Origin of the sequence: Microbacterium ureisolvens (genome assembly GCF_019511645.1) — a bacterium.
In the GTDB taxonomy this organism is placed as follows: domain Bacteria; phylum Actinomycetota; class Actinomycetes; order Actinomycetales; family Microbacteriaceae; genus Microbacterium; species Microbacterium ureisolvens_A.
In genome coordinates, this window is sequence record NZ_JAEUAX010000001.1 from 508597 (window position 1) to 532655 (window position 24059).

Here is a 24059-nt window from a genome sequence, read left to right on the forward strand (position 1 = left end):
GCGCGACACGTCGAGGTAGATTCGGAATCATGACGATCAACGACTGGTGGCGCGAGCACCCCGAGGAGCGCTACTGGATGATCGCCCCGTCGCGCGGCATCGTCGGCGACGCCCTGTCGGCGCCGAAGGCGCAGGACGAACGCCGATTCGAGTGGTCCCACGAGCTCGTCGGCTTCACCGAGCCCGGTGACACGCTGTTCGTCTGGGACCGCACCCTGCCGGTGCCCGGCATCGCGGCGTGGGGCCGCGTGCTCGGCCCGCTGGGGGAGGAGACCCGCGAGCGGCGCGGCGACGACCTGCCCCACTGGCGCATGCCGATCAGCGACACCCTGCGGCTCGCCGCACCGATCACCCTGCCGAGCCTGCGCCGCGTGGGCAGCGAGATCGTCACGGTGCGCGACCGGGTGGAGGAGCTCACCGAGGGCCCCGTCTACTTCCCCTTCATCGGCTCGGCCGAGACGCTCGCACCGGCTCCCGCGTACCTCACGAAGGTCCCGCGCGACCTGGTGGCGCTGCTGTCGTCGAGGTTCGGCTTCGAGTTCGCGCTCTAGCGCGGGGATAAACTAGTCCGTCGGGCGAGGCGTTCACACGCCCGCACCCGACGAGCGTGAATTCAGGAGGACCATGTCCGGGCATTCCAAGTGGGCGACGACCAAGCACAAGAAGGCCGTCATCGACGCGCGCCGTGCGAAGTCATGGGCCAAGCTCATCAAGAACATCGAAGTGGCAGCCAAGCTCGGCGGACCCGACCTGCAGGGCAACCCGACCCTGTTCGACGCCGTGCTCAAGGCGAAGAAGACGTCCGTCCCGAAGGACAACATCGACCGCGCCATCAAGCGCGGGGCCGGCATCGGGGGCGAGTCGGTCGAGTACGCCTCGATCATGTACGAGGGCTACGGCCCCAACGGCGTCGCCCTCATGATCGAGTGTCTGACCGACAACAAGAACCGCGCCGCGGCGGAGGTGCGCACCGCGCTCACCCGGAACGGCGGCACCCTCGCCGACCCCGGCAGCGTCGCCTACAACTTCACCCGCAAGGGCGTCATCGTCGTCGGCGGCGAAGGCACCAGCGAGGACGACGTCATGCTCGCGGTGCTCGAGGCCGGTGCCGAAGAGGTGGAGCCGCACGCGCAGGGCTTCGAGGTCATCACGGAGGCCACCGACCTGGTGACCGTGCGCTCGGCCCTGCAGGACGCGGGCATCGAGTACGAGTCGGCCGACGTCGAGTTCGTCCCCAACCTCAAGGTCGAGGTCGACGCCGACACCGCGCGCAAGGTCTTCCGTCTCATCGACGCCCTCGAGGACAGCGACGACGTTCAGAACGTCTACAGCAACTTCGACCTCACCGCGGAGGTTCAGGCGGAGCTCGAGAACGACGAGGACTGACCGGATCGACGGATGCTGCGACCAGGCGCGCCTGGCCGCAGCATCCGTCTTCCTCGCCTAGCGTGGGGGAGTGACATCCTCTCGCGGTCGACTGCGCGTGCTCGGAATCGATCCGGGTCTGACGCGCTGCGGTGTCGGCGTCGTCGACGTCGCGCCCGACCGTTCTGCCGTGCTGGTCCACGTGGGAGTCGTGCGGTCCGATCCCGGCACCCCGATCGAGGAGAGGCTCGCGGTCATCGCGCGAGGCCTGCGCGCGGTCCTCGACACGCACGATCCCGATGTCGTCGCCGTGGAGCGGGTGTTCGCACAGCACAACCGCGCCACCGTGATGGGCACCGCGCAGGCCAGCGGGATCGCGCTGCTCGTGGCGGGCGAGCGAGGCATCACCGCGGCCACGCACACCCCGTCCGAGGTGAAAGCCGCGATCACGGGGTATGGCAACGCCGACAAGCGACAGGTCCAGACGATGGTGGCGCGGGTCCTCCGGCTGGAGGAGCTCCCGAAGCCCGCCGACGCCGCCGACGCACTGGCACTCGCGCTCTGCCACGCGTGGCGCGGCGCGCCGGCGAGGGCCGCGGCATCCGGTCCGCTGACACCGGCGCAGCGCGCCTGGGCCGACGCGGAGCGGCTCGCACGACGATGATCCGGTGCGGGGACCGTGTCGCTCGAACAAACGTCCGAACCGGCGCGTAGGCTCGACGCATGATCTCCTCAGTCCGCGGCACGGCCGTGCACGTCGATGCGGATGCGGTCGTCGTCGAGGTCGGGGGAGTCGGCCTCCACGTCGCCGTCACGCCGCAGGTCGCGCGCACCACGCACCTGGGCGACACCGTCACCCTCCACACTTCGCTCATCGTCCGCGAAGACGCCCTGTCGCTGTTCGGCTTCGAGTCGCGCGAAGAGCTTGTCGTCTTCGGTCAGCTGCTCGGCGTGACCGGCGTCGGCCCCAAGTCGGCGCTGGGGGTGCTCGCCACGCTGACGGTCCCGCAGATCGCCGACGCCGTCTCCGCCGACGACGACGCCCCCTTCCGCCGCGTCTCGGGCATCGGCCCGAAGACGGCGAAGCTCATCGTGGTGCAGCTCGCAGGCAAGATCGCAGTGACGCGCCCCGCTGGTTCGGCAGGGACGGATGCCACCGCCTCCGCGGCGATCCCCGCCCAGGTCGTGCAGGCCCTCGTCGGCCTCGGCTGGTCCGAGCGCGTGGCGGTGGAAGCCGTCGAGAACGTGGCCGCCGACGCGTCCGAGTCCGACCGGTCGTCGGTGCCGGCGCTCCTGCGCCTCACGCTCGCCACGCTCGGACCCGCTCGGAAGGAGACCGTGAGTGGTTGACGTACGCGAAGCGGAGGAGCCCGTCGACGAGTCCGAGCTCGCGATCGAGGGAGCACTGCGCCCGACGTCGCTCGCCGAGTTCGTCGGACAGCAGAAGGTGCGCGGTCAGATGCAGCTGCTGCTCGACGCGGCGCGGATCCAGCAACGCCCCGCCGACCACATCCTGCTCTCGGGCCCTCCGGGCCTCGGCAAGACCACGCTCGCGATGATCGTCGCCTACGAGAGCGGGCGTCCGCTGCGGCTGTCCAGCGGTCCCGCGATCCAGCACGCGGGCGACCTCGCCGCCCTCCTGTCGAGCCTGACGCCCGGCGAGGTCCTCTTCATCGACGAGGTGCACCGCATGGCGCGCTCCGCGGAGGAGATGCTCTACCTCGCGATGGAGGACTTCCGCATCGACATCATGGTCGGCAAGGGAGCCGGCGCCACGAGCATCCCGCTCGACCTCTCGCCGTTCACCCTGGTCGGTGCCACGACGCGGTCGGGGCTGCTGCCCAACCCGCTGCGCGACCGCTTCGGCTTCACCGCCCACCTCGAGTACTACGAGCCCGAAGAGCTCGAGCGCGTCATCGAGCGCTCCGCGGTGATGCTCGGCGTCTCGCTGCCTCCCGCGGCGCGCGCTGAGATCGCGCGCCGATCACGGGGCACGCCCCGCATCGCGAACCGCCTGCTGCGGCGCGTGCGCGACTATCTGGTCGTCCACGGCCGCACCGGCGCCGACATCGCGGCGGTCGACGCCGCGCTCGACCTCTACGACGTCGACCGGATCGGGCTCGACCGGCTCGACCGCGCGGTGCTCGACGCCCTGGTGCGACGGTTCCGGGGCGGCCCGGTGGGTCTCAGCACCCTCGCCGTGGCCGTCGGCGAGGAACCCGACACCATCGAGTCGGTGGTCGAGCCCTATCTGGTGCGCATCGGGTTCATGGGGCGCACCCCGCGCGGACGCATCGCGATGCCCGAGGCCTACGCCCACCTGGGGGTGCCTGCGGCCGAATCGGTGCTCGGATTCGATGACCTATAATCGCTGAAGGTTTACACCCCTTCCCTCCCTGCAAGGCAGCGCCGCCCTGGCGCGTGCCTGACTCGAAAGGTGCTTCCGGCTCCATGGATATCGCTACGTTCCTGGGCAACTACGGCCTCATCATCCTGCTGGTGGTGCTCCTCGTCTTCATGTTCTGGAGCTCGCGCCGCCGCATGCAGAAGCAGAAGGCAGAGCAGGAGGAGAAGGCTCGCCAGACGGTCCCCGGCTCCGAGGTCCTGCTGCAGGGAGGCCTCTACGGGACGATCGTGTCGTACGACGCCGACAACCTCGACCAGCCGGCCATCGTCGAGCTCGCTCCCGGCGTCGAGATCAAGGTCCACAGCCAGGCGATCCTACGGGTCGTCAACCCCGGCGAGCACGCGGTCACCGAGGACGAGTACCTCGCCGCCGAGGAGAGCCACGCGGAGTACGCCGAGGGCGTCGCCAACGGCGACATCACGTCGATCAGCGACGACAAGAGCTCCGCCGCGGGCAAGGAGAAGACCGACCCCGACGCCGAGACCGGCACCAAGTCGCAGGGCTGACACCCCTCCGTTCGCCCGTTCGGGCTCTCCAGAAAGCAAAGACGTGGCGACATCCACCCCCGTCCGGCATGCATGGCGCGCGCTGACCGGACTCCTCGCGATCACGGCGCTCCTGTTCGGCATCAACGCGCTCGGCGTGTATGTGTTCGGGCAGAGTTCGTGGACCCCCGCGCTCGCGCTCGACCTTCAGGGCGGCACGCAGATCGTCCTCGAGGCCCAGACCGAGGACGGCGCCGACCCGTCGCCCGAGCAGATGCAGCAGGCCGTGACGATCATCCGTCAGCGCGTCGACGCCTCGGGCGTCGGCGAGGCCGAGGTCACCACGCAGGCGGGCAATCAGATCGTCGTCCAGATCCCGGGCCAGGCAGACGAGGAGACCCGGAACCGCATCGAAGCCTCCGCCCAGCTGCAGCTGCGCGCGGTGCTCTACACGGGCGCTCCGGCCAACACCTTCGTGGGGGAGGACGGGAACGAGACGCCCTACCCGACGCCCGACCCGACGCTCCAGGCGACCCCGAGCACCTCGCCGACCAACGGCAGCGACCCCGCGTGGATCACGCCGGCGCTGCAGGCCGAGTTCCAGGCCTACGACTGCGCCGACCCGGCGAACGATCCCGCCAACGCGCCGGCCGACGAGCCGCTGATCACGTGCGACGCCGACGGCACCGTCAAGTACATCCTCGGCCCCGTCGAGCTCGACGGGTCGTCGATCGACGACGCGACCTTCGGCCTTCAGCAGAACAACGGTCTGTGGGCGGTCAACCTCTCGTTCGATGCAGAGGGCACCCAGACGTTCGGCGAGATCAGCCAGCGCCTCTATGGCGCGCAGGCCCCGCTGAACCAGTTCGCGTTCGTGCTCGACGGCTACGTGCTGTCGGCCCCCTCGATGAACGGCGTGATCCTCGACGGCAAGCCCAGCATCACGGGCAGCTTCACGCAGGAGAGCGCGAAGGTGCTCGCCGACCAGCTGAAGTACGGCGCGCTGCCGCTCAGCTTCACGGTCGAGAGCTCGAACTCGATCTCCGCGACGCTCGGCTCGCAGCAGCTGCAGATCGGCCTCATCGCGGGCCTCATCGGTCTGCTCCTGGTCGCGATCTACTCGCTCATCGTCTACCGTGCGCTCGGTTTCATCATCATCGCCTCCCTCGCGGTGATGGCGGTGCTGACCTACCTCACGCTGTGCATCCTGGCGTGGCGCATGGGCTTCCGCCTGTCGCTCGCCGGCGTCGCCGGTCTGATCGTGACCATCGGATTCACCGCCGACTCGTTCATCGTCTACTTCGAGCGCATCCGAGACGAGCTCCGTGACGGCAAGTCGATCACCGCCGCCGTAGAGGACGGCTGGGGACGCGCGAAGCGCACGATCTACATCTCGAAGTCGATCAACATCCTCGCCGCCGTGGTGCTGTACATCCTGGCCGACTCGACGGTGAAGGGCTTCGCCTTCACTCTCGGTCTCACGACCGCGATCGACGTCCTGATCTTCATCCTGTTCACGCACCCGGTGCTGCAGCTGCTCGCGCGGACCCGGTTCTTCGGGTCGGGGCACCCGCTGTCCGGGCTCGACCCGACCGCCCTGGGCGCCGTCTATCGCGGTCGCGCGCAGTTCCGCGAGCCGGTGCTCGCCACCGGCGCCGCCGGCCGCCGCAACGCCAAGTCCCGCGGCGAGGCGGCGCGTCGCCAGACCATCGCCGAGCGGAAGCAGGCCGAGCTCGCCGCAGCCGACAGCGCGAAACCCAGCACGACCGTCAAGGAGGGAGACGACTGATGCGCTCCATGAGCCAGTTCGGCAACGACCTCTACACGGGCAAGACCTCCTTCCCCTTCGTCGGCCGCCGCCGCCTGTGGTTCCTCATCGCGGCGATCCTCGTCCTGGGCTCCGCCCTGGTTCCGCTGCTGCGCCCCATCCAGTTCTCGATCGAGTTCACCGGCGGCTCGCAGTTCACGGTGAGCGGCGTCGCGTCGCCCATCGACCAGTCGCTGGCAACCGAAGCCGTCCACTCGGTCGTGCCGGATGCCACGACCAAGGTCGTCACGATCGGCGAGGACGCGGTGCGCGTCCAGACCGACCAGATGACGGATGCCGAGAGCCGCGAGGTGTCGGCCGCCTTGGCCGAGGCGTACAACGTGCCCGAGAGCGAAGTCAGCTACGCGTTCATCGGGCCCAGCTGGGGAGCGGACGTCACGCGCCAGTCGCTCTGGGGTCTCGCGATCTTCCTCGCTCTGACGGCCATCATCCTCGCGCTGTACTTCCGCACCTGGAAGATGTCGCTCTCGGCGATCATCGGCCTCGTGGACGTGCTCATCATCACGATCGGCATCTACGCCCTGTTCGGCTTCGAGATCTCGCCCGCCGCCGTCATCGGCTTCCTGACGATCCTCTCGTACGCTTTGTACGACACCACGGTCGTCTTCGACAAGATCAGGGAGAACACCAGCGAGGACGGCGAGGTCTCCGGACGCACGTTCGGCGAATCCGTAAACCTCGCGGTGAACCAGACCCTCGTGCGGTCGATCAACACGACGGTGGTCGCGATCCTCCCGACCGGTGCGATCCTGTTCATCGGGATCGTGTGGGCGGGTGCGCAGACGCTCACCGACCTTTCGCTGTCGATCTTCGTCGGGACCATCGTGGCCGCGTACTCGACGATCTTCGTCGCGGCGCCGCTGTACTCGCTGCTGCGCGAGAACGAGCCGGCCATCAAGGCGCGCGACGCGCGCGTGGTGGCGGCGCGTGAGCTGGCGGGCACCCCGGCCTGAGGGTTCGCCGTGCGGGCGTAGGATTGTGAGGTCCAGCGGAAGGGAGGGGATCGAGTGACCGAGACCGTCCCTCCCGCCCAATCCTCCTCGCTGCGACGCCTGGTCCCTCGGATCTTCTCGAGGTCCGCGCGCCGCGACGACGTCGAGCAGCTCCTGCGGACGGTGCGTACGCATCATCCCAAGGGCGACCTGTCGATCGTCGAGCGCGCCTATTCGGTCGCAGAGACGGCGCACACCGGTCAGCTGCGTCAGAGCGGCGAGCCGTACATCACGCACCCGCTGGCGGTCGCGCAGATCCTCGCCGATCTGGGTCTCGGGCCGCGTGCGATCGCGGCGGCGCTCCTGCACGACACCGTCGAAGACACCGACTACTCGCTCGAGATGCTCACGAGCGAGTTCGGCGACGAGGTCGCCATGCTGGTCGACGGCGTGACGAAGCTCGACAAGGTCAAGTACGGGGAGAGCGCGCAGGCCGAGACGGTCCGCAAGATGATCGTCGCGATGTCGCGCGACATCCGCGTCCTGCTCATCAAGCTCGCCGACCGCCTGCACAACGCGCGCACGTGGGGTTTCGTGCCGCCCGAGAAGTCACGCAAGAAGGCGACCGAGACTCTCGAGATCTACGCGCCGCTCGCGCATCGGCTCGGCATCCAGGCGATCAAGTCCGAGCTCGAGGACTTGTCGTTCGCCGTGCTGCATCCGAAGCTGTACGCCGAGATCGACAGCCTCGTGAAGCAGCGCACGCCCCAGCGCGAGCAGTACGTGCAGAACGTCATCGACGCGGTCGACAGCGACCTGCGGGAGCTGCGCATACGCGGGCGGGTGATGGGTCGTCCCAAGCAGCTGTACTCCGTGTATCAGAAGATGGTCGTCCGCGGCCGCGAGTTCGACGACATCTACGACCTCATCGGCATCCGCGTGCTCGTGGGCAGCGTGCGCGACTGCTACGCCGTGCTCGGCGCGATCCACGCACGGTGGACGCCGCTGCCCGGGCGCTTCAAGGACTACATCGCCACCCCGAAGTTCAACCTCTACCAGTCGCTCCACACCACGGTGATCGGCCCGGGGGGCCGCACCGTCGAGATCCAGATCCGCACGCACGAGATGCACCAACAGGCGGAGTACGGCGTCGCGGCGCACTGGAAGTACAAAGAGCAGATGAACGGCGGCAAGCCGGACTCCAAGTCCGTCGACACCGACATGGCGTGGCTCGCCCATATCTCGGACTGGCAGGCCGAGACCGCGGACCCCGGCGAATTCCTCGATTCCCTCCGTTTCGAGATCGGCGCCAAAGAGGTCTACGTCTTCACACCGAAGGGCCGCGTCATCGGGTTGCCGTCTGGGGCGACACCCGTCGACTTCGCCTACGCCGTGCACACCGAGGTCGGCCATCGCACGATGGGGGCCAAGGTCAACGGGCGCCTCGTGCCGCTGGAGTCCGAGCTCAAGAGCGGCGACGTCGTCGAGGTCTTCACGTCGAAGAACCCCGACGCCGGCCCGAGCCAGGACTGGCTCGGCTTCGTGCGCAGCACGCGCGCCCGTAACAAGATCCGCGGCTGGTTCACCAAGGAGCGCCGCGAAGAGGCCATCGAGCAGGGCAAGGAGTCGATCGCTCGCGCGATGCGCCGGCAGAACCTGCCGCTGCAGCGCCTGATGAGCCAGGACTCGTTCACCGAGGTCGCCCACCAGCTCCGCTACGAGGACGTCTCCGCGCTGTACGCCGCCGTCGGCGAAGGTCACGTGTCGACCCAGTCGGTCATCGAGAAGGTCACCGCGCTGGTCGCGGCAGGCGACACGACCACCGGTCCGATCGACCTGCCGGTCGTCGGCCGGGCACGTGCACCGCGCAACGGCGATTCCGGCATCCTCGTGCGCGGCGCCCCCGACATCCTGGTCAAGCTCGCGAAGTGCTGCACCCCGGTGCCCGGCGACCAGATCGTCGGGTTCGTCACGCGAGGCAGCGGCGTCTCGGTCCACCGCGCCGACTGCACCAACGTCAAATCGCTCATGGAGGACCCCGAGCGCCTCATCGAGGTCGAGTGGGCGCCCACGACGAAGAGCGTCTTCCTGGTGCAGATCCAGGTCGAGGCTCTCGATCGCTCGGGGCTTCTGAGCGATGTGACGCGTGTGCTCAGCGAGCACCACGTCAACATCCTCTCGGCGACGGTCTCGACCTCGAACGACCGTCTGGCGCTCAGCCGCTTCGTCTTCGAGATGGGCGACATCGTGCATCTCGATCGCGTCCTCAATGCGGTGCGGCGCATCGACGCGGTCTACGACGTGTACCGCGTCACGTCGTCCTGACGTGCGGCGACGATCCCCCGGAGGCACGCCAGGGCCGAGCGCTTGTGGGGGAGCGCCCCCGCCTCCAGCCGTGCGATCGCCCGGTCCGCGGCATCCGTGTCGACGTCCGTGAGGAGGCGCGCGGCCGCCGTATGCTCGTCGTCGCCCACGCGCGCGAGATCGGCGAGCGTGCGCTCGGGCGTCGTCACGAGCACGCCGCCGATGAGCTGGAGGTCGTCCGCCGGCACCTGCAGGTCGCGGTACACCACGCGACGGTCGGGCCGGACGTGGATCCGCCGCGGCACCGCGCGCTGCACGGTGTGGCGTGAGGGCGGCGACGGCAGGCCGCCGTGCACCCACGCGGCGGACAAGTGGGTCGCCGCGAGCGTCTCACCCAGGGTCTCGGCGAGCGAGCCCGCGCGCAGCGCCGTGGTCTCGACGGCGTCCGCCGGGATGTACGCATCGCCGAGAGCCACGAGGTCGCCGTCGAGGCATGCGGCCGTGAGCTCCGCGCGGGAGAGCCGCTCATCGGCGAAGTAGAGGAAGGGCGATCCCACGGAGGCAGTCTGCCGCACCGCCGAGGATGCGGGGATGCCGCACCCGCCGATTGTGGAGAACCCGGCCGCCGCGGATGCGACGACCGGGTTCCCGAACGCTCAGGCGGGGCGGATCAGCCGCCCAGTGCCTTGAGCCACGTGCGACGCGCCTCGAGCGCGTCGGTCGCATTCGCGATCGCCTTCTTGTCTCCCGACTTCTTCGCGGCCTCGAGCTCGTCCTCGAGCTTCTGGATCGCGTCGTTCAGCTGGCGCGTCATGTCATTCGCGCGCGCCTTCTGCTCGGGGTCGTTGCGCTTCCAGTCGGCGTCCTCACGCGAACGCAGCGCGTTCTCCACGCGACGCAGCTCGTCATCGAGGGAACGCTCCGTGTCACGGGGGAAGATACGCCCGATCTCGTCCCAGCGGCGCTGGATGCCCGTCAGGATCGAGCGCGCCTTCGCGATATCGCGCTCGTCTCCGACCGCCTTCGCCTCATCGAGGAGCGCGCGCTTGAGCTCGATCTTCTCGCGGGAGGCCTCGGCGTCCGCCGCCTCGCGCTCGATGCGCGCGCCGTAGAGCGCGTCACCAGCGGCCTTGAAGCGTGCCCAGAGGGCGTCGTCGACCTTCTTGCCGGCGCGTCCGGCCGTCTTCCACTGGTCGAGCAGCTCGCGATATGCGGGGATGCCGTCCTCGCCCTTGGGCGCGAGTGCCTCGGCCTTCTCGACGAGGCGCGTCTTGCGGTCGCGGACGCCCTTGTGCGCCTCGTCCAGCTCGGCGTAGAACGCACGACGGTGCTTGTCGACCGTGGCGCGTGCGTCGCGGAATCGCTTCCAGAGCTGCTGAGCCGTGGACTTCGGCAGTCGCGGACCGTTCTGCTGCTGCGACTGCCACTGGTCGAACAGCGCGTTGAGCTCTGCCGTGGCCTGCTTCCACTGCACGGTGCGCGGGTCGCGGGCGGCGAGGGCCTCCGCCTTCTCGACCAGCTCGGTGCGGGCCTTGACCGCGTCGTCGACGGCTTCGCGCGCCGCGACGGCCTCGGTCGCGGACTCGGCGGCGAGCGTCTCGGTGAGGGCGGCTACGCGGGCCACGAGGCTCGCGAGATCGCCGACCGCGGCAGCGCCCTCGAGCTTGCCGTTGATCGTGCGCGCGGTGGAGCGAAGGTCGGAGGCGGATGCGCCGCCGCGACGATGGCGCACCTCGAGCAGGGTCACCTCGCTGGCCAGGTCGTTGTACTTGCGCTCGAAGTACGCGAGCGCCTCTTCGGCGGAGCCGTCGGGGTACTGGCCCACGACACGCCAGCCGTCGGCCTCGCGGACCGAGACGGTGCCGTCCTCGTCGACACGGCCCCAGGGCTCGTCGGCGGACTGCCCGGTCTCGACGGTGACGTCCACAACCTCGACGGCGACGACCTCGTCGTCTTCGACGACCTCAGCGACGCCGACCACCTCGACGGCCACGACTTCGGAGTCCTCGACGACCTCCACCACGTCGACCTCGACGAGCTCGATCTCGACGTCCGCCGCTTCGGATCCCTCAGACGCGGCTTCGTCCGGCGTCTCCTCGGACTTGGACCCGTCGCCTGCGAGAGGGGCCGGCTCGGCCGATTCCGCCTCCGCGGTGTCGTCGGCGGCGGGCGCGGCACCCGCGTCCGTCGGGGTATCGGCCACGGTCGCGTCGTCGGCGACGGCCGGGGTCTCGTTGTCGTCGGCCCCGGCGGCCTCGGGGGCGTCGGTCTCGGGCGGGAAGTCTGCTGCGGCAGTCACGGGTTGCACCTCATCGCGGCTCGCGCCGTCTGTAGGGAGTAGGACGGCTCACAGCCTAGTACGGCGCACGGCCCGCCCGAGGTGCCGATATGGTGCGAGACGCCGGACTCAGGGGGTCGGCGTGGGCGTCGCGCCGGGTTCCGGCGTGGTCGTCGCCGACGGCGTCGGCTCCGGCGTCGTGGCGGTGGGCGCCGGAGTCGACGACGGCGAAGGCTCAGGGGCGCCGGGGCCTGCGACGAAGTACAGCGTCTGCGCTCCGATCAGACCGAGCACCAGCATCCCGCCGACGATGCCCGCGATCAGGTTGTCGCGCGTGCGACGGCGCGACTGGCCGTCGTGGAACTGACGTCGCGCCTCGTACAGCCGCGTGCGCTCGCGCGCAGCCCGTGCGTCGCGGTCTTTGCCACCGGTCGCCACGTGACCTCCTCGTTCCGTTCATGTCGGGCGCATCCGCCCGTGCCAGGCAGCGCCCGGGCGGGTTGATCCTACGGGCCCGCACTGCGGCCGCCAAACCGCGGATCCGGTGTCGTGGCCGCGGGATAGCCTGGTGGAGTGACCGGTCCTTCCGCGCTCTTCCAGGGCCTGACGCCTCTCGCCGTGCGCATGCGTCCGACCTCGCTGGACGAGGTCGCGGGGCAGTCGCACCTGCTGCGTGCGGGGTCGCCGTTGGTGACGCTCGCGAATCCGGATGCCGCGGCTCGGGCCGCGACGTCGGTCATCCTGTGGGGACCACCCGGTACGGGCAAGACCACGCTCGCGCAGGCGATCGCCCGCTCTTCGGGGCGGCGGTTCGTCGAGCTCTCCGCCGTGACCGCGGGTGTGCGCGACGTGCGCGAGGTGATGCAGGAGGCGCTGACCCAGCGAGATCTCTACGGCCAGTCCACCATCCTCTTCCTTGACGAGATCCACCGCTTCACGAAGGCCCAGCAGGACGCCTTGCTGCCGGGCGTGGAGAACGGCTGGGTCGTGCTCATCGCGGCGACGACCGAGAATCCGTCGTTCTCCGTGATCTCGCCGCTCCTGTCGCGGTCGCTCCTGCTGACGCTCAAGCCCCTCACCGACGAAGACCTCGGCATGCTCCTCGACCGCGCGGTCACCGATGCCCGTGGCCTCTCGGGCAGCGTCGTGCTCGGCGACGAGGCGCGCGCCGCCCTGGTGCGACTCGCCTCGGGCGACGCGCGGCGAGCCCTCACGGCACTCGAGGCGGCGGCCTCCCTCGCGATCCCGGACGATGACGATGACGACGACGACGTGCGGACGATCCCCGAGATCTCAGCCGACAACGTCGCACAGGCGGTCGATCGGGCGCTGCTGCGCTACGACCGCCAGGGCGACGAGCACTACGACGTCATCAGCGCCTTCATCAAGTCGATCCGCGGCTCGGATGTGGATGCCGCGATGCACTACCTCGCCCGGATGATCGAGGCGGGAGAGGACCCGCGATTCATCGCCCGCCGCCTCATCATCTCCGCCGCGGAGGACATCGGTCTCGCCGACCCCCAGGCGCTGCCGATCGCCGTGGCCGCCGCCGACGCCGTGCAGTTCATCGGGATGCCGGAGGGCCGGATCCCGCTGGCGGAGGCGACCGCGTACCTAGCGACGACCGCGAAGTCGAACGCTGCCTACCTCGCGATCGACGCGGCGATCGCCGACGTCCGCTCCGGCGGCTTCGGCCGCGTTCCGATCCACCTGCGCGATGCCCACTATCCGGGGGCGAAGCGCCTGGGGCACGGCAAGGGGTACGTGTACCCGCACGACGCCGAGATCGGCATCGCGGCGCAGCAGTACCTGCCCGACGAACTGCGCGGCCGTCGCTACTACGAGCCCAAGGCCCTCGGCGCAGAGCGCGACGTCCAGGCCCGCCTCGAGAAGATCCGGCGCATCCTCGACGGCCGCTGAACACCCGTCCGTCGACTCGATGCGCGCTTCGCCGCCGCGCCCCACGGTCGTGCGGGATGCCCGCCGACCGCGTCTGGTAAGCTTGAGCGGCTCGAAACGCCGTTTTCGGGCATCCCCTCTCTTCCAGACCTACCTTCCGGCATGCCCCGGCGTGCAGTCCGGACAGGGCGAAGACAGGGTGATACGTCCGCGAGCCGTGAAAGACACGGCAGCGTCATCGAAAGGAACACTTCGTGGCAACGAAGTCCCAGGACCGCCGCAAGGTCCGTCTGTCGCGCGCCCTCGGCGTCGCGCTCACCCCGAAGGCCGCCCGCTACCTGGAGAAGCGTCCCTACGCTCCGGGCGAGCACGGCCGCACCAAGCGCAAGCAGGACAGCGACTACGCCGTCCGCCTCCGTGAGAAGCAGCGTCTGCGCGAGCAGTACGGCATCCGCGAGAAGCAGCTGCGCATCCAGTTCAACGAGGCCCGCCGCACCCAGGGCCTGACCGGTGAGAACCTCGTCGAGCAGCTCGAGATGCGTCTGGACGCCCTCGTGCTGCGCGCCGGCTTCGCCCGCACCACCGCGCAGGCACGTCAGCTCGTCGTGCACCGCCACATCCTCGTGGACGGCCAGCTCGTCGACCGCCCGTCGTTCCGCGTGAAGCCGGGTCAGCTCATCCACGTCAAGGCGAAGAGCGAGGGCCTCGAGCCCTTCCAGGTCGCAGCTCTCGGCGGCCACGCCGAGGTCCTGCCGCCCGTCCCGGGCTACCTCGAGGTCGAGCTCGACAAGCTCCAGGCCCGTCTCGTGCGCCGCCCCAAGCGCGCCGAGGTCCCCGTGGTCTGCGACGTCCAGCTCGTCGTCGAGTACTACGCAGCTCGCTGATCTTCAGCAAGTGACGAAGGGCGTCGGGGTCACCCGGCGCCCTTTGTCTTTGCCTGCCGGGTGCCTCGGGTCGTTTCCGCATACGATGGGGGGATGCCGCGTCCCGGCGGCCCGCGAGGAAGTGGTGACATGAAGAACCTCCTGTGGTTCCTGCTCGGCATCGCCGGCGGATTCGTTCTCGCGCACCTGGTCAACAAGGACCCGCGCGGCCACGAGATCCTCGCGGACGTCGACGCCCGCATCACGGAGTTCACCGACCGCATGGGCGACGCGTACCGCGAACAGGAGGCCCGCTTCGCAGGCCTCGTCGACGACGTGAGGGATGCCGCCGCCGACGCGGCGTCCAGCGCCCGGGCCGTGGCATCCGATGCCGTCGCGAACGTCGCGGACGCCGTCGACGACGCGGCCCGCAAGATCGCCGACTGAGCGGCACCCGCACCCGGCGAGCACCGCCGGCCCGCTCGAACCTCCCCAGATACCCCGAACACGCACGCATTCGCACGCACACGCAAGGACCCGCATGAAGACCGCCGAGATCGCACAGCGCTTCCTCGATTACTTCGAGAAGAACGGCCACACCATCGTCCCCTCCGCATCGCTGGTGACCGACGACCCGGCGCTGCTGTTCACGGTGGCCGGCATGGTGCCCTTCATCCCGTATCTCTCGGGCGACGTGCCGGCGCCGTACCCCCGCGCGGCAGACAACCAGAAGTGCATCCGCACCAACGACATCGAAGAGGTCGGAAAGACGCCGCGCCACGGCACGTTCTTCCAGATGCTCGGCAACTGGTCGTTCGGCGACTACTTCAAGGAAGGCGCGATCCGCTACGCGTGGGATCTGCTGACCAGCCCGGAGTCCGAGGGCGGTCTCGGGTTCGATCAGAAGGACCTGTGGGTCACCGTCTACGAAGAGGACGACGAGGCGCACGACCTCTGGCTCCAGCTGACCGACCTTCCCGCGGAGCGCATCCAGCGCCTGGGCAAGGACACGAATTACTGGAGCACCGGGCTCCCGGGTCCTGCCGGCCCCTGCTCGGAGATCTTCTTCGACCGCGGCCCGGAATACGGCATCGACGGCGGTCCTGCGACCGACGACGACCGGTACGTCGAGATCTGGAACCTCGTGTTCATGCAGTACGAGATCACCAACGTGCGGTCGAAGTACGACTTCGACATCGTCGGCGAGCTGCCGAACAAGAACATCGACACCGGCATGGGTCTGGAGCGCATCGCGTTCATCAAGCAGGGCGTCGACAACATGTACGAGACCGACCAGGTGCGTCCGGTGCTCGACAAGGCCGTGGAGCTCTCGGGACGCACGTACGGCGCGAACCACGACGACGATGTGCGCTTCCGCGTGGTCGCGGACCACGTCCGCTCATCGCTCATGCTCATGTCGGACGGCGTCACGCCCTCCAACGACGGCCGCGGCTACATCCTGCGACGCCTGATGCGTCGTGTGATCCGCTCGATGCGTCTGCTCGGTGTCGACGGCCCGACCTTCGAGGTGCTGTTCACGGCGTCGCGCGACGCCATGAAGGACGCCTACCCGGTCGTCGAGACCGACTGGGCCCGCATCTCGCAGTACGCCCTCGCCGAGGAGGCGACGTTCCTGCGCACCCTTGCCGCGGGGGAGTCCATCCTCGACGAGTCGCTCACTCAGGCGAAGGCGGCGGGCGGCACGACGCTCACGGGTGCCGAGGCGTTCCTGCTGCACGATACCTACGGGTTCCCGATCGACCTCACCCTGGAGATCGCCGAAGAGGCGGGGCTGAGCGTCGACCGCGCCGCGTTCGACGGCCTCATGCAGGAGCAGCGCGCACGCGCCAAGGCCGACGCGCGGGCCCGCAAGCGCCAGCTCGCCGACACCAGCGTGTACCGCGACCTGCGTGCGCAGGGCGAGACGGTGTTCACGGGCTACACCGACCTCGAGGCCGAGTCGCAGGTGCTCGGAATCCTCGTCGACGGCGTGTCGGTCGACCGCGCAAGCGTCGGTCAGATCGCCGAGGTGATTCTCGCCGAGACCGCGCTGTACGCCGAGTCGGGCGGCCAGGTCGCCGACAAGGGCGTCATCGTCGGCCCGGGCTACGAGCTCGAGGTGCTCGACGTGCAGAAGCCGGTCCCGGGGCTCATCAGCCATACCGTCGAGGTGTCGACGGGCGAGGTGGGCGTCGGTCAGGCGGCGACGACGGTGGTGGATGCTGCGAACCGCCGCGCCGCTCGTCAGGCGCACTCCGCGACGCACCTGGTGCACGCCGCACTCCGCGACACGCTCGGCAAGACGGCGACGCAGGCAGGCTCGCTCAACCGTGCCGGCTACATGCGCTTCGACTTCGCGTGGGGGCAGTCGCTGTCGGACGAGACAAAGACCGAGATCGAGGAGATCGCCAACAACGCGGTTCGCGACAACCTCGAGGTGACCACGCGCGTGCTCCCGCTCGACGAGGCGCGCTCGCTCGGAGCGATGGCGCTGTTCGGCGAGAAGTACGGCGACACCGTGCGCATGGTCGACATCGGCGGCCCGTGGTCGCGTGAGCTCTGCGCGGGCACGCACGTCTCCACGAGCGCCGAGATCGGGCTCATCAACCTCATCGGCGAGTCGTCGGTCGGCGCGTCGAACCGCCGCGTCGAGGCGCTGGTCGGTCTCGACGCCTTCCGCTCGCTCGCGGCCGAGCGCGCGCTCGTGTCGCAGCTGACGACCTCGCTCAAGGCACCGCGCGATCAGCTTCCCGCGCGGATCGCGGAGCTGCAGGCGAGCCTGAAGGCCGCCGAGAAGAAGATCGCCGCCTTCGAGGCCAAGGCGCTCGGAGACCGGCTTCCCGCTCTTGCCGCATCCGCGACGCGGGTGGGCGACACCGTCGTGGTGGCCGAGTCGCTCGGCAACGCCGCATCCGCCGACGACGTCCGCTCGCTGGCCCTGCAGGTGCGCGAGCGCCTCGGCTCCGACGCGGCCGTGGTCGCGCTGGGCGCGGTCGTCAACGACCGGCCGGTCGTGATTGTCGCCACCAACGACGCGGCCCGCGCTGCAGGCGCCCGGGCGGGGGTGCTCGCGAAGGGCGCCGCAGGTGTGCTGGGCGGCGGTGGCGGCGGCCGCGACGACGTCGCACAGGGCGGCGGAACGGATGCCGCGGCCCTGCCGGCGGCACTGGGCTCGGTGAAGGACGCGCTCGGCGCGTGAGCGGCTTCCGGCGCGGCACGCGGCTCGGCATCGATGTCGGCAAGGCCCGGGTCGGGGTCGCGAAATGCGATCCCGACGGCCTGCTCGCGACACCGGTGGAGACGGTGCCCCGCGACGACGCCTCGGTGACCCGCATCGTGGCGCTGTCCGACGAGTACTCGGCGGTCGAGCTCTACGTCGGCCTGCCGCTGAACATGCGCGGCGAGGACACCGCATCGACCCAGGACGCCCGGGACTTCGCCGCGGCGCTGGCGGCAGCATCCGGGCTTCCCGTACGCCTCGTCGACGAGCGTCTTTCCACCGTCTCGGCACACGCGGCGCTGCGCAGTTCGGGCAGAACCCAGCGTTCGTCGCGTAACATCGTGGACCAGGTCGCCGCGGTCGTCCTGCTCCAGCAAGCGCTCGACGTCGAGAAGAGCACCGGACGACCTCCCGGAACCCCCGTCCCCCAGGAGCCAGCCTGATGCCCGACTCATCGCCCGACGGCGAAGCCGTTCCCCGGTCGCGCCGCGCTGCCCGCGAGGCGGCCGCGCGACAGGCGGCGACGGGGGAGACGCCGACGACGCCGGCGTCCGTTGCACCGTCGGCCCCGGCAGCGGCTCCCGGCGCCCAGCCCGGCACGTGGGAATCCCTCATCACGGGCTCCACGCCGGTGTCTGGGAACGCTCCCGGCGCGACGGCTCCCGGCGCAACCGCTCCCGGCGCAACCGCTCCCGGCGCAACCGCTCCTGCGTCGCCGCCCGCGGCGCCCGCCGTCGACCAGCCGGCATCCGGCAGCGGCTTCCAGCCGGTGCCGCTGCGCACACCACGCCCCCAGACGCAGCCGATCGACGTCGAGGCGCCGGTCGACGACGACCCCTGGATCTTCGCCGCCGCCGGTGCGAGCCCCGCGATGCCCTACAGCCGCGGCGGCGCCGCGCCCGCGGGCGCCCCTGCGACAGCCGTGGCCGCCGCGACCCCCGCAGCGCGCGGGACGAGCGCTCCCCGCGACGAGGACCACGAGCGGTCGGCGCCCTCCGGCTCGCTCGAGGACCTGTTCAGCGGGTCGGCCTCGACGAACGACATCGGCCATGCCCCTCCACCGCCGAACAAGAAGCGCAGGCGCATCGGGGGCTGGATCGCCCTCGGCGTCGTGCTGCTGATCCTCGGCGGCATCGCGGCCGGCGGCTTGTACGTGTGGAACACGTATGAAGACAAGATCCGCGAGGTCATGGGCTGGGAAGAGCCGAAAGACTACGAAGCAGGCCTCGCGAACGGCGAGGCGTTCGTCACGATCGCGCAGGGCGACACCGGCTCGCCTATCTCGCAGTCGCTCTACGACGCGGGGGTGACGAAGACGCCCGACGCGTTCTACGACTACCTCATCACGAGCGGGCAGAACCCCACCTTCCAGCCGGGCGTCTACCGGCTGCAGCAGAAGATGACCAGCGAGGCCGCTCTGGCGATGCTTCTGGATCCTGCCAACAAGCAGGAGTTCACCGCGCAGATCCCGGAGGGCTTCACCGTGGAGGGCACGCTTCAGCGGATCTCCGAGGGCACGGGCATCCCGCTCGAGGAGCTCACGGCGGCTGCAGCCGACCCGGCGGCCTACGGTGTCCCCGCCGACCCGGCCATCGCCGCGGCAGGGGGTCAGCCGCTCGAGGGCTGGCTGTTCCCGGCGACCTACACCTTCGACCCCGGCGTGACCGCGCAGTCGGCCATCCAGACGCTCGTGGACCGCACGAAGCAGTCCCTCGATGCCGCCGGCGTGCCGCAGGAGCGTCGTCAGGAGATCCTGACGACCGCCTCGATCATCCAGCGCGAGGCCCGCTTCGAGGTGGACATGCAGAAGGTCGCCCGCGTCATCCTGAACCGCCTCGACCCGAACAACCAGGAGACCTTCGGCCTGCTGCAGATGGACTCGACGGCCCAGTTCGGCTTCGGCGAGCTCCATGAAGGGTCCGCAAGCACCTCCGAGGAGGCGCAGTACGACCCGAACCCGTGGAACACCTACGTCCACGCGGGGCTGCCGATCGGGCCGATCGCCAACCCGGGCGACGTCGCGATCAATGCCGCCATGCACCCGGCCGACGGCCCTTGGATGTACTTCGTGACCGTCGACATGGATTCCGGCGAGACGATCTTCTCGGCCACGTACAACGAGCACCTGAAGTACGTCGAGCAGATGCAGCAGTGGTGTTCCGAGCACCCGGACTCGGGGTGCTGAGCGGCCGCGCGTCGCGTCTGGAGGTCTGGGGCGACCCGATCGCGCACAGCCGCTCACCCCAGCTGCACGCCGCGGCGTACGAGGTGCTCGGGTTCGACTGGACCTACGGTCGCCGCCGGGTCGACGTGGCGTCGTTCGGCGACGAGCTGGCCGCTCTCGACGACAGCTGGCGCGGCCTCTCGCTCACCATGCCGCTGAAGGGCGTCGCCTTCGCGGCGGCCTCTTCGCTCGACCGTCGGGCCCAGCTGACCGGTGCGGTCAACACGCTGCTGCTCGACTCCGGCGGCCCCCGCGGCTTCAACACCGACGTGGGCGGCATCGTCCGCGCCCTCGCCGACGACGGCGTCGCCGAGATCGCACGGGCCCGCATCGTCGGTGCCGGCGCCACGGCGACCTCGGCGCTGGCCGCCCTGTCCGAGCTCGGCGCGCGTGAGGTGGAGGTGGTCGCCCGCCGCCCCGAAGCCGCCGCGCCCCTTGCCGACCTCGGCCGCCGCCTCGGCATGACGGTCGAGACCACGCCGTTCGCAGCATCCGTCCACGAAGACGTGCCTCTCACGATTGCGACGCTGCCGGGCGACGCACCGGTTCCGGATGCTGCGGCCGACGCGCTCGCCCGCTCCGGCGGCCTGCTGCTCGACGTCGTGTACGGACATTGGCCGACCGCGCTGTCTGCCGCGTGGGAGCGCACGGGCGGAACTGCCCGATCGGGGCTCGGGATGCTGCTGCACCAGGCTCTCCTGCAGATCCGCATCTTCCGCCACGGCGACCCCGCAACCCCGCTGGATCGCGAGGCGGAGGCCCTGCGGGCGATGCGCAGGGCGCTTGAGGAACCCGCGGCGGCGTAACGGCCCGCTGGGGCGTGGGAGACTGGACCAATGCTCCGCGTGCTCACGGCCGGCGAATCGCACGGCCCCGAACTCGTCGCCGTCATGGAGGGCCTGCCTGCGGGCGTCCCCGTCTCCCGCGCCGCGATCCAGGCGGATCTCGCGCGCCGCAAGCTCGGCTACGGCCGCGGTTCGCGCATGAAGTTCGAGGAGGACGAGCTCACCATCTCCTCCGGCGTCGTGCACGGCACGACTCTCGGGAGCCCCATCGCGCTGCGCATCGGCAACACCGAGTGGCCGAAGTGGGTCGAGGTGATGAGCGCGGAGCCCGTAGAACTCACCGAGAAGTCGCGCGGACGCGGTGCGGCGCTCACGCGTCCTCGCCCTGGCCACGCCGATCTCGTCGGCATGCAGAAGTACGGCTTCGACGAGGCGCGTCCGATCCTGGAGCGCGCGAGCGCCCGCGAGACGGCCGCGAGAGTCGCCCTGGGTGCGCTCGCTCGCGCGTTCCTGGCGGAGCTCGGCATCCGTCTGGTCAGCCACACCCTGTCGATCGGACCCGTGCGGGTGCCGGAAGGCTCCGCCGTGCCCACGCCTGACGACGTGGACGCACTGGACGCCGACCCGCTGCGCTGCTTCGATCCCACCACGAGCGCGGCAATGGTGGCCGAGGTCGACGACGCCCGCAAGGAGGGCGACACGCTCGGCGGAATCGTCGAGGTGCTCGCCTACGGGCTGCCACCGGGGCTCGGCTCTCACGTGCACTGGGACCGCCGCCTCGACGCGAAGCTCGCGCAGGCGCTCATGAGCATCCAGGCCATCAAGGGCGTCGAGGTCGGCGACGGCTTCGAGACCACCCGTCGCCGCGGCTCAGCCGCCCACGACGAGCTGTTCGTCGCCGGCGACGGCATCACCCGGTCGAGCGACAAGGCGGGCGGCACGGAGGGCGGGATGTCGACCGGCACAGTGCTGCGCGTGCGGGCGGGCATGAAGCCCATCGCCACCGTGCCTCGCGCGCTGCGCACCGTGGACGTCGCGACCGGCGACGCCGCGTCAGCCCACCACCAGCGCTCCGACGTGTGCGCCGTTCCCGCCGCCGGTGTCGTCGCCGAGGCCATGGTGGCGGTCGTGCTCGCCGACGTCGTGCTCGAGAAGTTCGGGGGCGACAACGTCGCCGAGACGCGCCGCAATCTCGAGGGCTACCTCGCGGCGATCCCCGACGCGCTGCGCAGTGCGGCGGAAAGCGATTCCGGTCTCGCCGACCATGACCTCGCGCTCTGACGCCGTCGTGCTGATCGGTCCGATGGGGGCCGGCAAGACCAGCATCGGCAAGAAGGCGGCCCGCGCGCTGGGCGTGCCGTTCTTCGACACCGACGCAGCGGTCGTCCGCGACCACGGCCCCATCGAGCAGCTCTTCGTCGAACGCGGCGAAGCCCACTTCCGTGCCGCCGAGCGGGCGGCCGTGATCGAAGGACTCGCCACCGGCGGCGTCATCTCCCTGGGCGGCGGAGCCGTGCTGAATCCCGAGACGCGCGCCGACCTCGCCGGGCACCGCGTCGTGCTGCTCACCGTGTCGCCACGGGTCGTCGCGGGCCGCGTCCGCGACTCGAACCGGCCGCTGCTGCAGGGCGGCGACGACGCGATCGAGCGCTGGACGGCGATCTTCGAAGAGCGCCGGCCCGTCTACGAGGAACTCGCCGACGTCACCTTCGACACCTCCACGGGTCCGCTGCAGGACGTCGTCGACGCCCTGGTGGCGTGGGTGCGCGGCACCGCCGACCCGATGGCCGCCACGGGCGACGAGCACAAGGAGCACACCGCATGACGGATGCCACGACCATCACCGTGAGCGGAGACGCGAGCTACGACATCACCGTCGGACACGGCATCCTCTCGTCCCTGGGCGATGCCCTTCCGCCCGCCGCCCGCAAGGTGCTCGTGATCCACCCGCCGACCCTCGCGGAGCAGGCCGAGCGGCTGCGCGCGCAGCTCGTGGGCGACCGCGAGGTGCTGCTCGCCGAGATCCCCGATGCGGAGGCGGGCAAGCGGATCGAGGTCGCCGCGTTCTGCTGGCAGGTGATGGGCAAGGCCGACTTCACCCGCACCGACGCCGTCGTGGGCTTCGGCGGGGGAGCGGTGACCGACCTCGCGGGATTCGTCGCGGCCACGTGGCTGCGCGGCGTCGAGGTGGTGCAGGTGCCGACGACGGTGCTCGGAATGGTCGACGCCGCCGTCGGCGGGAAGACCGGCGTCAACACCGCCGAGGGCAAGAACCTCGTCGGCGCGTTCTGGGCGCCCCGTGCCGTGATCTGCGACCTCGACCTGCTCGACACGCTGTCGCGCAACGAGCGTGTCGCGGGCTACGCCGAGGTCGTCAAGGCCGGCTTCATCTGGGCGCCCGAGATCCTCGAGCTGATCGAGGCCGATCCCGAGAACGCCGTCGAGCCGCGGAGCGCCGCGTTCCGCCGCACGATCGAGCTCGCCATCGAGATGAAGGCGCGCGTGGTGGGGGAGGACCTCCGCGAGGCGGGCCTGCGCGAGATCCTCAACTACGGCCATACGCTCGGCCACGCCATCGAGCACGCCGAGCGCTACCGGTGGCGCCACGGCGCCGCCATCTCCGTGGGCATGGTGTTCGCCGCCGAGCTCTCGCGATTGGCAGGTCGCCTGCCGGATGCCGCTGCCCAGCGCCACCGCGACATCCTCGAGTCGCTCGGCCTGCCGACGGGCTACCGCCCCGGCGCGTGGCCGCAGCTGCTGTCGACGATGCAGCGCGACAAGAAGAGCCGCGGCGGCATGCTGCGCTTCATCGTGCTCGACGACATCGCCAAGCCCACAGTGCTCCAGGCGCCCGACGAGTCGCTGCTGTTCGCCGCGTACCAGGAGGTCGCGGGGTGACCGCGCCGATCGTGCGCCGCATCCGCTCCGACGAGTGGCAGGCGGTGCGCGAGCTGCGGCTCGAGTCGACGAGCGATCCTGACGCGAACATCGCCTTCCTCGAGACGCCCGAGCAGGTCGCGGCCCGTCCGGAGCAGTTCTGGCGCGACCGCGCACAGCTCGCCGCCGAGAGTGAGACCGCGGCGCAGTTCGTGGCCGTCGTCGACGACGTCTGGGTGGGAAGTGTCTCCGTGCTCGTCCGCGCGAGCGGGCAGACCGACCACCTGGGCCGTTTCGTCGACGACCGCCGGGCGGATGTCGTCGGGGTGTACGTCAACCCTGCCCATCGGGGCACGGGAGCCATCGACCTCCTGCTCGACGCCGCCGCGGAGTGGGTGACCGCCCTCGGGCTCACCCGGCTCAGCCTCGACGTCCATCGGGAGAACCTCCGCGCGCAAGCGGCCTATCGCCGGGCCGGGTTCGGGCCGACGGGCGAGACCTTCACGAGCGTGATCGGCCCTGAGATCGTGATGGCCCGGCCCCTGCCGTGACGCGACGGACCCCGCCCCGGCGAACCGGGACGGGGTCCGTG

The 24059-nt window shown here is 70.4% G+C and carries 23 protein-coding genes; 20 read left to right on the forward strand and 3 right to left on the reverse strand.

Annotated elements, in window-relative coordinates; all coding sequences use genetic code 11:
• The first annotated feature begins 29 nt into the window (after window positions 1–29).
• From JNB61_RS02405 to JNB61_RS02445, 9 genes are all read left to right on the forward strand, one after another.
• The gene (locus tag JNB61_RS02405) at window positions 30–551 is read left to right on the forward strand and encodes a hypothetical protein (RefSeq protein WP_159844201.1); all 522 of its coding nucleotides are present in this window, start codon (window positions 30–32) and stop codon (window positions 549–551) included.
• A 73-nt stretch (window positions 552–624) separates the two neighbouring features.
• Entirely contained in the window at window positions 625–1386 is a 762-nt protein-coding gene (locus tag JNB61_RS02410) for a YebC/PmpR family DNA-binding transcriptional regulator (RefSeq protein ID WP_159844203.1), read from the forward strand.
• Window positions 1387–1456: 70 nt separating this feature from the next.
• Window positions 1457–2029, forward strand: a complete 573-nt coding sequence (gene ruvC, locus JNB61_RS02415; RefSeq protein WP_308289062.1) for a crossover junction endodeoxyribonuclease RuvC — start codon at window positions 1457–1459, stop codon at window positions 2027–2029.
• 59 nt (window positions 2030–2088) lie between these two features.
• Window positions 2089–2715, forward strand: a complete 627-nt coding sequence (gene ruvA, locus JNB61_RS02420) for a Holliday junction branch migration protein RuvA (protein ID WP_220287795.1) — start codon at window positions 2089–2091, stop codon at window positions 2713–2715.
• On the forward strand, window positions 2708–3733 hold the full coding sequence (ruvB, locus tag JNB61_RS02425) for a Holliday junction branch migration DNA helicase RuvB (RefSeq protein ID WP_159844207.1): 1026 nt from the start codon (window positions 2708–2710) through the stop codon (window positions 3731–3733). The genes ruvA and ruvB overlap by 8 nt, the downstream gene beginning before the upstream one ends.
• A gap of 83 nt (window positions 3734–3816) precedes the next feature.
• A complete protein-coding gene (locus tag JNB61_RS02430) occupies window positions 3817–4278 on the forward strand; it encodes a preprotein translocase subunit YajC (protein ID WP_159844209.1) in 462 nt (153 codons plus the stop codon).
• 43 nt (window positions 4279–4321) lie between these two features.
• On the forward strand, window positions 4322–6046 hold the full coding sequence (secD, locus tag JNB61_RS02435; RefSeq protein ID WP_220287806.1) for a protein translocase subunit SecD: 1725 nt from the start codon (window positions 4322–4324) through the stop codon (window positions 6044–6046).
• Window positions 6046–7038 carry a protein translocase subunit SecF gene (gene secF, locus JNB61_RS02440; RefSeq protein WP_220287808.1) on the forward strand — a complete coding sequence of 331 codons (993 nt, stop codon included), beginning with the start codon at window positions 6046–6048 and terminating at the stop codon, window positions 7036–7038. Before secD ends, secF begins: the two co-directional genes overlap by 1 nt.
• 54 nt (window positions 7039–7092) lie before the next feature.
• Window positions 7093–9342: a RelA/SpoT family protein gene (locus JNB61_RS02445; protein WP_220287810.1), complete on the forward strand. Its 2250-nt coding sequence runs from the start codon at window positions 7093–7095 to the stop codon at window positions 9340–9342.
• Here JNB61_RS02445 and JNB61_RS02450 read toward each other — a convergent pair.
• The 3 genes from JNB61_RS02450 to JNB61_RS02460 form a co-directional block, all read right to left on the reverse strand.
• On the reverse strand, window positions 9312–9878 hold the full coding sequence (locus tag JNB61_RS02450; protein WP_220338645.1) for a type IV toxin-antitoxin system AbiEi family antitoxin: 567 nt from the start codon (window positions 9876–9878) through the stop codon (window positions 9312–9314). The two genes, JNB61_RS02445 and JNB61_RS02450, sit on opposite strands and share 31 nt — an antisense overlap.
• Window positions 9879–9991: 113 nt before the next feature.
• Window positions 9992–11620 carry a DUF349 domain-containing protein gene (locus JNB61_RS02455; RefSeq protein ID WP_220338646.1) on the reverse strand — a complete coding sequence of 543 codons (1629 nt, stop codon included), beginning with the start codon at window positions 11618–11620 and terminating at the stop codon, window positions 9992–9994.
• Between the two features lie 108 nt (window positions 11621–11728).
• The gene (locus JNB61_RS02460) at window positions 11729–12037 is read right to left on the reverse strand and encodes a dioxygenase (RefSeq protein WP_159844219.1); all 309 of its coding nucleotides are present in this window, start codon (window positions 12035–12037) and stop codon (window positions 11729–11731) included.
• A gap of 135 nt (window positions 12038–12172) precedes the next feature.
• Here JNB61_RS02460 and JNB61_RS02465 point away from each other — a divergent pair, with 135 nt between their 5' ends.
• The 11 genes from JNB61_RS02465 (at window position 12173) to JNB61_RS02515 (ending at window position 24018) form a co-directional block, all read left to right on the forward strand.
• Window positions 12173–13519 (forward strand): replication-associated recombination protein A, encoded by a 1347-nt coding sequence (locus tag JNB61_RS02465; RefSeq protein WP_159844221.1) that lies wholly within the window; start codon window positions 12173–12175, stop codon window positions 13517–13519.
• A 233-nt stretch (window positions 13520–13752) separates the two neighbouring features.
• Window positions 13753–14382 carry a 30S ribosomal protein S4 gene (rpsD, locus tag JNB61_RS02470; protein WP_159844222.1) on the forward strand — a complete coding sequence of 210 codons (630 nt, stop codon included), beginning with the start codon at window positions 13753–13755 and terminating at the stop codon, window positions 14380–14382.
• Window positions 14383–14511: 129 nt separating this feature from the next.
• Window positions 14512–14808: an ATPase gene (locus JNB61_RS02475; protein ID WP_159844223.1), complete on the forward strand. Its 297-nt coding sequence runs from the start codon at window positions 14512–14514 to the stop codon at window positions 14806–14808.
• Window positions 14809–14902: 94 nt separating this feature from the next.
• A complete protein-coding gene (gene alaS, locus JNB61_RS02480) occupies window positions 14903–17560 on the forward strand; it encodes an alanine--tRNA ligase (protein ID WP_220338647.1) in 2658 nt (885 codons plus the stop codon).
• Window positions 17557–18024 (forward strand): Holliday junction resolvase RuvX, encoded by a 468-nt coding sequence (gene ruvX / locus JNB61_RS02485; protein ID WP_220287820.1) that lies wholly within the window; start codon window positions 17557–17559, stop codon window positions 18022–18024. Before alaS ends, ruvX begins: the two co-directional genes overlap by 4 nt.
• Window positions 18024–19766, forward strand: coding sequence for an endolytic transglycosylase MltG (gene mltG, locus JNB61_RS02490; protein WP_220338648.1), 1743 nt, complete (start codon window positions 18024–18026; stop codon window positions 19764–19766). The genes ruvX and mltG overlap by 1 nt, the downstream gene beginning before the upstream one ends.
• Complete coding sequence (locus JNB61_RS02495) at window positions 19733–20611, forward strand: shikimate dehydrogenase (RefSeq protein ID WP_220338649.1); 879 nt, start codon at window positions 19733–19735, stop codon at window positions 20609–20611. The genes mltG and JNB61_RS02495 overlap by 34 nt, the downstream gene beginning before the upstream one ends.
• A gap of 30 nt (window positions 20612–20641) precedes the next feature.
• Window positions 20642–21871 (forward strand): chorismate synthase, encoded by a 1230-nt coding sequence (gene aroC / locus JNB61_RS02500; protein WP_220338650.1) that lies wholly within the window; start codon window positions 20642–20644, stop codon window positions 21869–21871.
• Window positions 21855–22415, forward strand: a complete 561-nt coding sequence (locus JNB61_RS02505) for a shikimate kinase (RefSeq protein ID WP_220287828.1) — start codon at window positions 21855–21857, stop codon at window positions 22413–22415. Before aroC ends, JNB61_RS02505 begins: the two co-directional genes overlap by 17 nt.
• Window positions 22412–23488, forward strand: coding sequence for a 3-dehydroquinate synthase (gene aroB, locus JNB61_RS02510; RefSeq protein WP_220338651.1), 1077 nt, complete (start codon window positions 22412–22414; stop codon window positions 23486–23488). The genes JNB61_RS02505 and aroB overlap by 4 nt, the downstream gene beginning before the upstream one ends.
• Window positions 23485–24018 (forward strand): GNAT family N-acetyltransferase, encoded by a 534-nt coding sequence (locus tag JNB61_RS02515; RefSeq protein WP_220338652.1) that lies wholly within the window; start codon window positions 23485–23487, stop codon window positions 24016–24018. Before aroB ends, JNB61_RS02515 begins: the two co-directional genes overlap by 4 nt.
• Window positions 24019–24059 lie beyond the last annotated feature (41 nt).

What these genes read in the sequence shown, in the direction of transcription:
- secF (WP_220287808.1), top strand. Translation starts at nt 6,046, where the DNA reads ATGCGCTCCATGAGCCAGTTCGGCAACGACCTCTACACGGGCAAGACC.
- JNB61_RS02430 (WP_159844209.1), top strand. Translation starts at nt 3,817, where the DNA reads ATGGATATCGCTACGTTCCTGGGCAACTACGGCCTCATCATCCTGCTG.
- mltG (WP_220338648.1), top strand. Translation starts at nt 18,024, where the DNA reads ATGCCCGACTCATCGCCCGACGGCGAAGCCGTTCCCCGGTCGCGCCGC.
- aroC (WP_220338650.1), top strand. Translation starts at nt 20,642, where the DNA reads ATGCTCCGCGTGCTCACGGCCGGCGAATCGCACGGCCCCGAACTCGTC.
- alaS (WP_220338647.1), top strand. Translation starts at nt 14,903, where the DNA reads ATGAAGACCGCCGAGATCGCACAGCGCTTCCTCGATTACTTCGAGAAG.
- JNB61_RS02405 (WP_159844201.1), top strand. Translation starts at nt 30, where the DNA reads ATGACGATCAACGACTGGTGGCGCGAGCACCCCGAGGAGCGCTACTGG.
- ruvA (WP_220287795.1), top strand. Translation starts at nt 2,089, where the DNA reads ATGATCTCCTCAGTCCGCGGCACGGCCGTGCACGTCGATGCGGATGCG.
- aroB (WP_220338651.1), top strand. Translation starts at nt 22,412, where the DNA reads ATGACGGATGCCACGACCATCACCGTGAGCGGAGACGCGAGCTACGAC.
- JNB61_RS02410 (WP_159844203.1), top strand. Translation starts at nt 625, where the DNA reads ATGTCCGGGCATTCCAAGTGGGCGACGACCAAGCACAAGAAGGCCGTC.
- JNB61_RS02505 (WP_220287828.1), top strand. Translation starts at nt 21,855, where the DNA reads ATGACCTCGCGCTCTGACGCCGTCGTGCTGATCGGTCCGATGGGGGCC.
- JNB61_RS02475 (WP_159844223.1), top strand. Translation starts at nt 14,512, where the DNA reads ATGAAGAACCTCCTGTGGTTCCTGCTCGGCATCGCCGGCGGATTCGTT.